10 protein-coding genes are annotated in these 12,268 nt (G+C 67.6%); 5 read left to right on the forward strand and 5 right to left on the reverse strand.

What is annotated here, in order from left to right; all coding sequences use genetic code 11:
- The first annotated feature begins 17 nt into the window (after positions 1-17).
- A complete protein-coding gene (locus J2X70_RS04450; RefSeq protein WP_309909151.1) occupies positions 18-1,115 on the forward strand; it encodes a GDSL-type esterase/lipase family protein in 1,098 nt (365 codons plus the stop codon).
- Positions 1,116-1,144: 29 nt separating this feature from the next.
- On the opposite strand, the gene J2X70_RS04455 is transcribed toward J2X70_RS04450, so the two are convergent.
- Together J2X70_RS04455 and phhA are read right to left on the reverse strand one after the other, a co-directional pair.
- The gene (locus tag J2X70_RS04455) at positions 1,145-1,795 is read right to left on the reverse strand and encodes a DUF4375 domain-containing protein (RefSeq protein WP_263930299.1); all 651 of its coding nucleotides are present in this window, start codon (positions 1,793-1,795) and stop codon (positions 1,145-1,147) included.
- 91 nt (positions 1,796-1,886) lie between these two features.
- Positions 1,887-2,780, reverse strand: coding sequence for a phenylalanine 4-monooxygenase (phhA, locus tag J2X70_RS04460; protein WP_025875475.1), 894 nt, complete (start codon positions 2,778-2,780; stop codon positions 1,887-1,889).
- Positions 2,781-2,905: 125 nt separating this feature from the next.
- On the opposite strand from phhA, the gene J2X70_RS04465 reads away from it, so the two are divergent.
- Together J2X70_RS04465 and J2X70_RS04470 are read left to right on the forward strand one after the other, a co-directional pair.
- Positions 2,906-3,388 (forward strand): Lrp/AsnC family transcriptional regulator, encoded by a 483-nt coding sequence (locus tag J2X70_RS04465; RefSeq protein ID WP_025875473.1) that lies wholly within the window; start codon positions 2,906-2,908, stop codon positions 3,386-3,388.
- 107 nt (positions 3,389-3,495) lie between these two features.
- A complete protein-coding gene (locus tag J2X70_RS04470; RefSeq protein WP_309909154.1) occupies positions 3,496-5,499 on the forward strand; it encodes a hypothetical protein in 2,004 nt (667 codons plus the stop codon).
- A 27-nt stretch (positions 5,500-5,526) separates the two neighbouring features.
- Here J2X70_RS04470 and J2X70_RS04475 read toward each other — a convergent pair whose 3' ends face one another.
- Positions 5,527-6,519 carry a patatin-like phospholipase family protein gene (locus J2X70_RS04475; protein ID WP_025875469.1) on the reverse strand — a complete coding sequence of 331 codons (993 nt, stop codon included), beginning with the start codon at positions 6,517-6,519 and terminating at the stop codon, positions 5,527-5,529.
- Positions 6,520-6,727: 208 nt separating this feature from the next.
- Entirely contained in the window at positions 6,728-7,732 is a 1,005-nt protein-coding gene (locus tag J2X70_RS04480; RefSeq protein ID WP_105163200.1) for a TIGR00266 family protein, read from the reverse strand.
- 159 nt (positions 7,733-7,891) lie between these two features.
- Here J2X70_RS04480 and J2X70_RS04485 point away from each other — a divergent pair, with 159 nt between their 5' ends.
- Positions 7,892-10,162, forward strand: coding sequence for a TonB-dependent receptor (locus J2X70_RS04485; protein WP_032978438.1), 2,271 nt, complete (start codon positions 7,892-7,894; stop codon positions 10,160-10,162).
- A 145-nt stretch (positions 10,163-10,307) separates the two neighbouring features.
- On the opposite strand, the gene J2X70_RS04490 is transcribed toward J2X70_RS04485, so the two are convergent.
- Positions 10,308-11,150: a phosphatase PAP2 family protein gene (locus tag J2X70_RS04490; RefSeq protein ID WP_059063090.1), complete on the reverse strand. Its 843-nt coding sequence runs from the start codon at positions 11,148-11,150 to the stop codon at positions 10,308-10,310.
- 233 nt (positions 11,151-11,383) lie between these two features.
- On the opposite strand from J2X70_RS04490, the gene J2X70_RS04495 reads away from it, so the two are divergent.
- A complete protein-coding gene (locus J2X70_RS04495; protein ID WP_033832663.1) occupies positions 11,384-12,262 on the forward strand; it encodes a hypothetical protein in 879 nt (292 codons plus the stop codon).
- Positions 12,263-12,268: the final 6 nt, after the last annotated feature.

Below are 12,268 nucleotides of genomic sequence, written 5' to 3' on the forward strand. Positions count from 1 at the left end.
ACTACCGGGGCCCGGCCATGCGGAAGCTGTTGTTGCTGTTGCTGCTGTCGAGCGCCGCCGCGCATGCGGCGCCGGTGCGGTTGTTCATTGCCGGTGACTCCACTGCGGCCGAATACGGGCCCGAGCGTGCGCCGCAGGCGGGGTGGGGCCAGGCGCTGCAGAGCTACCTGGATCCGGCGCGCTTCGAAGTGCGAAACCACGCCAAGGGTGGGCGCAGCACGCGCAGCTTCATCGACGAAGGACGCCTGGATGCCATTGGGCGCGAACTGCGTCGCGGCGATGTGCTGCTGATCCAGTTCGGCCACAACGATGCGAAGTTCGAAGACCGGACGCGCTACACCGATCCGGACAGTGACTACCCGCGGATGCTGATGCGCTACGTGCAGGTGGCGCGTGACAAGGGTGCCACGCCGGTGCTGGTCACGCCGGTGGCACGGCTGCTGTACGACTTCGGTTCGCTGCTGGATACGCACGCGCGTTACACGTTGGCGATGCAGCAACTGGCCACACGCGAGCACGTTGCACTGATCGACCTCAACGACCGCAGCATGCGCTGGATCCGCGCGCTGGGCGAGCAGGGTGCACGCCCGTACTTCCTGTTCGTGCCCGAGCAGAAGAAGGCCGACGGCACCCATTTCAGCGTGGCCGGTGCGAATGCCGTGGCGTGCCTGGTGCTGCGCGAGGCGGTGCAGGTTCTGCCGGCGCTGCAGCCTGCACTGGTGCGCGATATCGACTGCGATGTAATGGCGGTGGGGCAGGGCGGCGATCCTGCGCGTGCCTGGCAGGTGGTGCACGAAGACACGCTGGCGCGCGCACAGCCGGGCCCGCATGGCGGCGCCGGGCCGACCACGGCGTACCCGTTCTTCGCCGATGCGCAGGGCCTGCCGTTCGTGCTGCGCAAGCGCGTGCTGCACAAGGGCGCGGGCATCGGCCTGCATCCGCAGCACAAGGATGAGATCTACTACATCGTGAGCGGGCAGGGCAGCTATGTGCTGGATGGAAAACAGCACGACGTGCGTGCGGGGCATGCGCTGCTGACGCGCAAGGGCAGCAGTCATGCGCTGCAGCAGGTGGGTGATGAGGATCTGGTGGTGCTGCTGGCGTATCCGCGGTAAGAGAAACGCAGCCGAGCGTGGGCTCGGCTCTACAACGGCTCCGGGCCGAAATGCTTCAAGCCCAGCCGGGCCAGATCTTCCGGGCGGGCGTAATAGTCGTCCTCGAAGGCATGCAGCGCCTCCTGCTCCTGCTCGCTCATCGCGCCGTACAGGTCGGTCAGTTCCTTGATCGCCGGGTCGTCTTCCAGCCGGTCCAGCAGACCACGCATGCCGGCCAGGATCGCGTGCGTCTGCGTTGCGCCCATCGCCTGCAACGCGCGCAGCGCCAGCTGGCAGGTCGGGTCGCCCCAGTTGCACAGGAACTGCATGAAGCCGCCGTTGTTGATGTCCGCTTCCATCCGCCACAGCGCCACCAGCTGCTGGTCCTCATCGGACAGCGCATCGAGCGACCATGCGGCCGCCTTCAGGCGCGCCAGCGCGGCTTCATAGCGGTCATCCCACACCTGGTTCGGAACATCGACCACGCCGCGTTCCTGCGCCGGCAGCAGCGCGGGCCAGTTCACGCCCAGCCCATCGGTCGTGAGCACCCACTGCGCACGCTGTTCAGCCGTGGCCTCGAACAGCGCAGGCGCCCAGCGCAACGGCTGCCGGGTGCGGCGGCCGTCGGCCAGGGTCAACAGGATGAAGTCGTCGTTGAAGGCGACGTCGGTCACGCGCAGGGTGGCAAACACATCAGTCATGCCGTGCAGGATAGCGGAGACCCAGGATTGACCCCCTAATCTTCAAAAGCTGCAGACGCTTTTGAAGTTTAGCCGGACCTCGGCTGTCGCCTCACACATCCCCGCCGTCCGCCCAACCCTCACCCGTACCCGCCTGGAACACGCGGTCGTCGGCCTGCACGTCGCCCGCCGGCAGGTGCGCCTGGTCGGCCAGCGCGGCATAGATCGGGGTGAAGTCCGGCGACGTCGCCTGCATCAGCTGCTCGAAGCTGTCGATGACGAAGTAGGTCTTCTGGAAGGTGTCGATGCGGTAGCGCGTGCGCATGATCCGCTGCAGGTCGAAACCGATGCGGTTCGGTGCGGCCGACTCCAGCGAGTACAGCGATTCACCCTTCGAGGAGACGATGCCGGCACCGTAGATGCGCATGCCTTCGGGCGTGTCGATCAGGCCGAACTCCACCGTGTACCAGTACAGGCGGGTCAGGTTCTGCAGCGCCTCCGGGCCGATCGCATGTGCTTTTACGCCGCCGCGGCCGTAGGCCTCCATGTAGTTGGCGAACACCGGGTTCATCAGCAGCGGCACGTGGCCGAACAGGTCGTGGAACAGGTCCGGTTCGGCGATGTAGTCGATCTGGTCGGGGCGGCGGATCCACCACGTCACCGGGAAGCGGCGGTTGGCCAGGTGGTCGAAGAAATCCAGTTCCGGCAGCAGGCCTTCCACGCCGACCAGGGTCCAGCCGGTGGCCGCGCCCAGCACTTCATTGAGCTGGTCGAAGCGCGGGATCATGTGCGCGCTCATGCCCATCTCGTCCTGCGCATCCAGGAACTCCTGGCAGGCGCGGCCGACCAGCAGTTCGCGCTGGCGCTGGTACAGCGTGCTCCAGGTGGCGTGGTCGTCGGCGGTATAGGTGTCCCACGGCTGCTCGACGAGCGCGGTGGTGTACACCGGCACGTAGCCCTTGTCGGTCTGCTGGTGTTCGACGCGGCGGGGCTGGGCGAGGTCCATGGAAGACTCCTTGACGGGATACCCACGATGCTAGGGCAGGGGGCGCGCAACAGGGTTGCAAAAGTTGCGCGGATTGACCTTGTTGGCGCAATATCCTTGCGTACTCACCATGTTGCGGGGCAACAATGGCCGGAGAAGTCCAGTTCGATCGCACGGATATACGTCTGCTGGCTGAAATCCAGCGTGATGGTCGCGCCACCAACGCGGAGCTGGCGACGCGGGTGAACCTGTCGCCGTCGGCCTGCCTGCGCCGCCTGCAGCGGCTGGAAAGCGAAGGGGTGATCGTCGGCTATGGCGCGCGACTGGAGCCACGCCGGCTCGGTCTGGGGCTGCAGGCGTTCGTGCGCGTCCAGCTGGAAAAGCATGACCAGGCCGCGATCGGGCACTTCGTCGACAGCGTGCAGGCCTGGGATGAAGTGGTGGCCTGCCACGCCCTGACCGGCGACATGGACTATCTGCTGCATGTGTATGTGCGCGATCTGGAGCACTTCTCGCGTTTCCTGCTGGACAGGCTGCTCAACGCCGGTGGCGTGGCCGATGCCAATTCCAGCTTCGTGCTGCGCACGGTGAAGGGTTTCCAGGCGTTGCCGTTGTCGCAGCTGGAATGAACCGGCGGCCGCGGTGATGTTTGACGGCGCGCGCGGGCTGGCCGAGCATCGTGGCCCGCGGCGGCCGTACACACGCAGGCCGCGCAGTGATTCCCTCTGGCTCCGGCATGTCTGATACCCCATCCCCGACGTCTTCCCCGTTGTTCCTTCCGCTGCGCGAGCAGAGCCTGCTGCGGCACCTGAGCGACGGCACGCCGCCGGACACACCGCTGGAGCAGGCCGGCCTGCTGGTGGCCATGCTGTGCCGCCGGCAGAGGCCACCGGCCACCCAGCTGCAGCGGTTGCTGCACGACGCCTGTGCGCTGTTCGCCGCCGATGATGGCCCTGCTGCGCAGGCGCAGCTGGCGGCCAGCGCTGGACAGGACGCGCGGGCGCTGGAGGCGTGGCTGGGCGTGCTGGCCGCGCAGGACGTGCTGCTGGCACCGGACGAGGTGATGGAGGCGGTGCTGGCTGTATCGCCGGATGCGTATCCCGGCGCGGACTTCCAGACGGCGTGCAGGATCACCCTGGAAGAGCACACGATCCACTTTCCGGCGACATCGCTGGCCGAAGGCGATGACGAAGACGCCGGCGATGACGAACAGACAACGCATGCAACCCAGCACAACGGCCTGTTCACTTCCGAACAGGCACGCGTGCTGCGTGCGATCGCGGCCAATCCCGATGAATTGATCGACCTGCAGGCCTATGCCGGCACCGGCAAGGGCCATCTGGTGCTGGCGCTGCTGCAGGCTCGCCCGGGCCGTTATACCTACGTGGCGCCCACGCGTGGCCAGGTCGAGGCATTCCGCGCGCGGCTGCCGGCCGACGCCGGCACGCGCCTGCTGACCCAGATCGAGTTCGCCAACGCGATCGCCCGCCATGCCGCCGCCAACGGCCTGACCGGTGGCTTCGTACCGACCTACCGGCAGAGCACGCTGACCCTGCGCGAGGCGGCCGCCCGACTCGGCCTGCCGGCCATCGGTACGCGCCGGCCGGACCAGGTCCTGATGATCGCCCTGGACGCCATCAACCGGTGGTGCGCGTCGTCAGCGCCGAGCCTGCAGGCCTGGCATTTCCAGCGCTCGCTGGGCGCAGCGCAGCTGGAAGCCACGCCGTTCATCGCGGCCGCGGAGTTCGTCTGGCGCTGCATGTTCGATCCGGTGGTGCAGAAGGGTGGCTGCCTGCGCCTGGATGCCGGACACATCGGCAAATGGCTGGCCCTGCGTGCCGTGCCGCTGCCAGTGTCGCTGGGCATGGTGCTGGTCGATGAGGCGCACGATCTCAGCCCTGCATGGAAACAGCTGCTGGCCACCCACGCGCCCGGCGTGGTCAGCCTGGGCGATCCGCATCAGCGGCTGAGCGGACGCGTACAGCGCTGGTCATCGGCGAAAACGCTGGAGATGCACCAGTCGGTGCGGCAGGGGCGGCAGGTCGATGCCCTGGTCAACCAGTCACTGGCGTTGGACGATCTCGGCGAACCGGCGCCTTTCGTGGGGGCCAGCGACCGCGCCACCGGCCTGCGCCGCTATGACGACTGGTCGGCGGTGCCCAGCACCGGCGCCCGCCTGTACGGCAGCCTGTGGCGGATGCTGCTGGAAGCCAACGCGCTGGTCGCGCGCGGCGCGCGCGTGCATCTGCATCCTGCATCGCGGCAGGCGCTGTTGAAAGAGGTGGACGGTCCGATCGACGCCTGGCGCAGCGCCGCCGCTGGCGGCCCCGGACAACGCTGGGAAAGCTTCGTGCAGGTCTGTGCCAAGCGTGGACAGGCGGACATCCCCGCGCTGTTTGCCGGTGGCTTCGATGCTGCGGCGTTGCAGCGCCTGCTCGGGCAACTGGTCGATGCGGACGAGGCCAGCGTCGTGCTGTGCCTGGCCCAGCACGCCAAGAACCTGCAGTTCGCTACCGTGTCCATGGCGCCGTGCTGCTTCGACAGCGGCCATGATGCGCGCGCGCTGCACAGCCCGGTGCGCGCCGCCTATGTGGCGATCACCCGTGCCCAGCAACAGCTGTGGCTGCCGGGGGACGCGATGGAGCAGTTGCAGCTGAGCGCACAGCGGCATGACCGGGCGGTGGATGAGCGGCGCCGGCAGCGACGCCTGGCCAGTGGTTACCCACCACCGCGGCGCTGACCGCGGCGGCCGTTCAAGCGCCGCGCGTCAGCACTTTTCCTTGCGGCCCATCAGCTTGCCCAGGCGCGAAGGCTCGTCGCACTTGGGCGCAGCCACCGGTGCCGGTGCCAATGCGGCGGCGCGGGCCTTCTGCAGCTGCTGGATCTTGGCGCGGATCTGCGGCATCGCCGCCATCGCGGCCTTCTCGCCTTCAAGGATGGCCGTGCCACGCTGGCTGAAATCGGCAGCACCGATGTCCAGCACCTTCGGCCGGATCACGATGTCGGCGCGCGCCAGTTCCTGCTCGCCCAGGCGCTGGCCCATGATCGAGATCGACTGGTTGACGATGCCGAGCATGCCGGTCGGTGCCTTGCCGCTGGCCTTGCTGGAGATGTCCACGGCGATCACGAACTCGGCACCGAGCTGTCGTGCGGCATCCACCGGCACCGGGCTGACCACGCCGCCGTCGATGTAGTTGCGGCCACCGATCTTCACCGGCTCGAACACGCCGGGGATGCTGCTGGAAGCACGCACCGCCTGGCCGACGTTGCCGCGCACGAAGATCGAACGCTCGCCGGTCTCCAGCTGGGTGGCGACGGCGGCGAACGGCTTTTTCAGGCGCTCGGCCGGGCGGTTGGCCACCTGTTCGTTGACGTAGTCCTGCAGCTTCTGGCCCTGCACCAGGCCACCGGAGAACAGGCGCACGTCGCGGATGCTGGCTTCATCCAGCGCCACCGCCTTGCTCTGCATCTGGAAGGCGTCCATGCCGCTGGCATACAGGGCGCCGACCACGCTGCCGGCACTGGTGCCGGACACCACCACCGGTTCGAAGCCGTTGGCCTCGAGCATCTTGATCACGCCGATGTGCGCAAAGCCCTTGGCCGCGCCGCCGCCGAGCGCGATGCCGATCTTCACCGGCTTGGCCTGCGGAACCACGGTGGGCTGCGCGGGCGGGGTGGGGCGGACCTCTTCACCACCGCAACCGGCCAGCAGGCCGAGCAGGGCGACGGACAGCAGCACGCGGGGGCGGAACAGGCTCATCGGCAGTGCGCTCGCGGCGCCGGATTCAGGAAAGGGCGCCAGCATACCGAAGGCGTGGCAGGCCGGGCAGGGTGGGTCGGCTCCCCATTCATGAAATCGCCTGCCGCCGACTGGGTAGTGCCGGCCGCTGGCCGGCAATCGCTGGGATGCATGGGTTGCCGGGGTTGCCGGCCAGCGGCCGGCACTACCAGCCGTCCAGCCTTCCCGCTCAGCCCAGCAGCGAGCTCTCGCCGCGGCTCTTGCCGCCGCCCTGCGGCGCGGCCATCCACATGCGGCCGGCCAGGCGCGAGAACGGCAGCGACTGCAGCCAGACCTTGCCTGGCCCGGTCAGGGTGGCCAGGAACACGCCCTCGCCACCGAACAGCACGCTTCGGATGCCTTTGACCCGGCGCACGTCCATGTCCACGGTCGGGTGGTAGGCGACGATGCAGCCGGTATCGACGTCCAGGCGTTCGCCGGCGGCCAGCTCACGCTCGACCACGCAGCCGCCGGCATGGATGAACACCCAGCCATCGCCTTCAAGCTTCTGCATGATGAAGCCCTCGCCGCCGAACAGGCCGGTCATGATCTTGCGCTGGAACTGCACGCCGATCTGCACGCCGCGCGCGCCGGCCAGGAAGCTGTCCTTCTGGCAGATCAGGCGCCCGCCGTGCTGGTCCAGCTTCATCGCCAGCACGGTGCCGGGATAGGGCGCGGCGAAAGCGACCTTGCCGCGGCCCTGGCCGGTCTGCGTGTAGACGGTGGCAAACAGGCTTTCACCGGTCAGCACGCGCTTGCCGGCCGCCATCACCTTGTCCATGAAACCGCCACTCTGGCCGCTGCGCGCGCCGCCGCCGAAGACGGTGTCCATCTGCACCGAGGCATCCTTGAACATCAGCGCGCCGGCCTCGGCCACCGCACCTTCGCCGGGATCCAGCTCGATTTCCACGAACTGCATTTCATGGCCGACGATGCGGAAGTCGATGCGGTCGGCGCGGCCACCGGTTGACGCTGCTGCGGCTGCAGGGGTGACTGCAGGCATCGGCGGCGGAGGCGCGGTGCCGGTGCCGGCCTGCTGCATCGCGGCGATTTCGGACACCGGTGTCCACCCTGTCATGCCCTGGCACCAGGCCAGCGCGCGCGGATTGGCCTGGGCAAAGCGGCGCGCGGCCTCCTCGTCGAACGGACCGACACGGTCGGCCTGGCCGGGAGCATGGAAGTACCACTGGGTCATCGCAGCAGGTCCGTTGCGGGGGAAAACCCCGAGTCTAGCGGCAGCGTCCGGCGGCGCGCGAGGCGGCCATGAACGATCGGCATTTGCGAGGGAGGTGCTGTATTGCAACAATTATCTGGTAGCGCCGTTTTACCACCCCTCCAAACACAGCCTACCGCCATGTCTCCGACCCGTACTTCCCGTGGCCGCTCTCCGGTCGCGCGCCCGCTCGTTGTCGCTCTTTCCGCCCTGCTGCCGCTGGTAGCAGCCGCCCAGGAAACCCCCGCCGCCAAGGATCCGGTCGCCCTCGATGCGCTGCAGGTGACTGCACAGCGTCGTGTCGAGAACGCCAAGGACGTGCCGGTTGCGATCAGCGCGATCCAGGGCGAAAAGCTCGATGTGCTCGGTTCGGCGGGCGATGACATCCGCTTCCTTGCTGCGCGCGTGCCGAGCCTCAACATCGAGTCGTCCTACGGCCGTGCCTTCCCGCGCTTCTACATCCGCGGCCTGGGCAATACCGATTTCGACCTCAATGCATCGCAGCCGGTCTCGCTGGTGTACGACGATGTGGTGCAGGAAAGCCCGCTGCTGAAGGGCTTCCCGCTGTTCGACCTGGCCGGCGTGGAAGTGCTGCGCGGCCCGCAGGGCACCCTGTTCGGGCGCAACACCCCGGCTGGCGTGGTCAAGTTCGATTCGGCGCGGCCGTCGCAGGATGCCGATGGCTACGTGCGCGTGGGCTATGGCAGCTACAACAGCTGGAACGTGCAGGGCGCCTACGGCGGCCCGCTGACCGACCGCTGGTCCGCACGCGTGTCGGCCATCTACCAGCGTCGTGACGACTGGGTCGACAACACCCGTGCCGGTGCGCCCAACAGTGGTTTTGAAGGCTATGACGAAGCCGCCGGCCGCGTGCAGTTCCTGTACGAAGGCGATGACTTCGAAGCGCTGTTCAACCTGCACAAGCGCAAGCTCAACGGCACCGCGCGCCTGTTCCGCGCCAACATCATCGAGAAGGGCGGCAACGCGCTGGTCGAGAACTTCGACCGCGACAAGGTCGCCAACGACGGCGTCAATTTCTCCGACCTGGAAACCTGGGGCGGCAGCGCGCGCCTGCAGTGGAACCTCGGTTCGGTGACCCTGCATTCGATCACCGGCTACGAGACCGCCGAATCGCTCAACCGCGGCGACATCGACGGTGGCTATGGTGCGGCGTTCCTCGGCGCGGGCAACTCCGGCCCGGGCCTGATTCCGTTCTCGTCCGAGTCGGCCGACGGCCTGCCGCACCACCGCCAGTGGACCCAGGAATTCCGCGTGGAATCCAACGAATGGGGCCGCTTCGACTGGCAGGCCGGCGTCTTCTACTTCGATGAAGACGTCACCATCAACAACTTCAACTACGACTCGCTGACCCCGGGCAACCCGCAGACCGGCCACGTCGTGCAGCAGCAGCGCAACAAGGCGTGGGCGGTGTTCGCCTCGGGCGACTTCGATGTCACCGACCGCTTCAAGCTGCGTGCCGGCGTGCGCTATACGCAGGACAAGAAGGACTTCAGCGCCAGCGTGCTGCAGGCCGTGCCGTTCGGCACCCCGGTCAGCGGTCCGTACCTGGCCAACACCGACGTCAACGACGTCAGCTGGGATGTCAGCGGCGTGTACAAGCTGACCGACAACGTCAATGCCTACGCACGCGTGGCCAAGGGCTTCCGCGCACCGTCGATCCAGGGTCGCCTGGCGTTCGCACCGGGCCTGTCGCAGGCCGATTCGGAGAAGGTGATTTCGTACGAAGCCGGCATCAAGGCCGACCTGTTCGAACGTCGTGCGCGCCTGGGCTTCAGCGTGTTCCGCTATGACGTGGACGGCCAGCAGCTGATCGCCGTCGGTGGCACCAACAACACCGCCACCCTGCTCAACGCCGACAAGACCATCGGGCAGGGCGTGGAGCTGGACCTGGAAGCCTACCTGGCCGACAACGTGCTGCTGACCTTCGGCAGCAGCTACAACGACACCGAGATCAAGGACAAGAACCTGGCGGTGGCGGTCTGTGGCGGCGGCTGCACCATCACCGACCCGACCACGGTCATCAATGGCGGCACCTATGCGCTGGTCAACGGCAATCCGCTGCCGCAGGCACCGAAGTGGATCCACAACGCGACCCTGCGCGTGGGCTTCCCGCTCAGCGATGGCAGCGAGCTGTATGCCTACACCGACTGGGCCTACCGCAGTGCGGTCAACTTCTTCATCTACGAGTCGCCGGAATTCCGCGGCCGCAGTTCGCTGGAAGGTGGCCTGCGCCTGGGTTACAACTGGGATTACGGCCAGTACGACGTGGCCGTGTTCGGCCGCAACCTGACCAACCAGACCCGCGTGGTCGGCGCGATCGACTTCAACAACCTGACCGGCTTCCTCAACGAGCCGCGTACCTGGGGCGTGGAGTTCACCGCGAAGTTCTGATGCGGCTGCAGCAGTGATGCAATGACGAAGGGCCGGCGCAATGCCGGCCCTTCTGTTTTTCGCGTCCGCCGGGAACGGTCCGGCGCTACCCATGCGTCGCGCCCGGTAGCGCCGGGCCATGCCCGGCGAGCGCAGCGGCGGTGGATTACAAGGCGCTCTGCGGGCGCACCTTCAGCACGGCGTTTTCGGTGGCGCAGTCGCGGCTGGAATGCAGGCCGGCCTTGCGCGCAGCAGCGATCTCCCTGCGCGCGGCAAGCAGGTCGCTGTTGAACGCCGCGTTGTCATGCAGGCGGGCCACGGCGGCGGCGCCCATGAAGCGGCCTTCGAGGATGTCGCTCTGCCAGTGCACGTTGCACACCAGGCGGCTCTCGCCGTAGTTGCGGCCGCGCGCCTGGATGGCATCGGCGCGGTCCGGTGCGATCTCCGACAGGATCAATGCCCATGCCCAGCCGATCGAGGTGTGACCGGACGGATAGGAGCCGTTGCTGCGCAGCCCCTCCTCATCCTTCGGCGAGCAGGTCGGCTCGCCGTTGACCATGAACGGACGGGGGCGCTGGTACGTGTTCTTGGCGGCCTTGGTGGCAGCACTGGCGTCGATGCGGCTGCGCTCCAGCAGGCGGTACAGGGCCGGGGTCTTCACTGCATCCACGTCGATGTCGGCGGCACAGGAAAAATGGTTGGCACCTTCCGGAAAGCCGAGTTCGGCATCGACGCCGGCCTGGGCGAAACGCGGGCTGCCGCGCAGCGCACGTGCTTCACGGCTGACCTGCTCGTCCAGCGCAAAGGCCGCCGAGCCGGCGGCCGGTGGTGCCGGCACCAGATCGATGCTGGCCGGCACTGCGGTCTTGTCCAGGTAGCCCACGGCCTTGGTGGTGACGTTGGCTTCGACGGCGGTCGGTTTGCTGGCGGTGGTGGCGGCACAGCCGGCCAGCGACAACGCGATGGCCAGGCCCAGCAGCGGCCGGGCAGGGGGGAGGATCGACGACATGGGCAGACTCGGGCAGGGAACTCGCCGGCCATGATCGCAGCCTCGATTGCCGGCCGCAGCGTCCATCGGTCATACGGCCAGACCCGGCATGGTCCCGCTGCACTGGATGAAAACGGTCATCAATTGTCGGCAATCTGCTGAATCCGGGCGCAGCGCACGGACTTTCACGCGCTGCCGCCATGAGCATCAGGTCACAGCCGGGCCGGGGGGATCTGCTGAAAGGGAGAGACGCGATGCGCAGCACCGCAACAGGAAGTACCGTTCTGGCCCTGCTCCTTGGGGTGGCGACCGTACCGGCGCAGGCCGCCGATGTGTACGGCGTCGCCTTCGTGCACGGCACCGGCGCGCAGACCAATGCCACGCAGGACTACTGGCAGCCGGCGATCATCGACACCGTCCGCCAGGGCCTGCCGAACAGCAGCAACTACGTGGTCATCAACTGCGACTTCACCCAGTACATGTGGAAGCCGGAAGCGGCCGGCTGCCTGGCCAACCAGCTCACCGGCTTCATCGACAGCCGGGGCATCACCCAGCTGGTGGTGATCACCCATTCCAACGGCGGCAACGTGATGCGCTGGATCCTGTCCAACCCCACCTACGACAGCCGCTACCCGAAGATCATCAACCGGCTGCGCAAGGTCACTGCGCTGGCGCCCTCCTCGGCAGGTACGCCGCTGGCCGACGCCGTGCTCAACGGCAACACCTTCGAGACCTCGCTGGGCTGGCTGCTGGGCTACAAGAACGATGCCGTGCGCATGCAGCAGGTGGGGCACATGGCCACCTACAACGCGCAGAACCTGTACGGCACCGCCGGCCGTCCGGCCCTGCCCAAGCCGTTCCGCGCAGTGGTCGGCAGCGATGTCGAATCGGCGGTGTGGGACAGCAACAGCTACTGCGGCGGCTACTCCGCCAATGTCGGCCTGGAGTTCACCCAGAACTGGCTGTCGTCGTGCTCGGACGGTTTCCTGGAGTGCAGCAGCCAGAAGGCGGCCGGCACGCTGTGGTTCACCGACAAGGCGCGCACCCAGGGCGCCGAGCCGCTCAGCCACAACCAGAGCCGCCGTGAGTGCTTCGGCCTCGGCGGCATCCTGCGCAACGACCTGACCCAGTGAGGGAGA

Origin of the sequence: Stenotrophomonas sp. 1337, from assembly GCF_031455455.1 — a bacterium.
GTDB classification, from domain to species: Bacteria; Pseudomonadota; Gammaproteobacteria; order Xanthomonadales; family Xanthomonadaceae; genus Stenotrophomonas; species Stenotrophomonas indicatrix.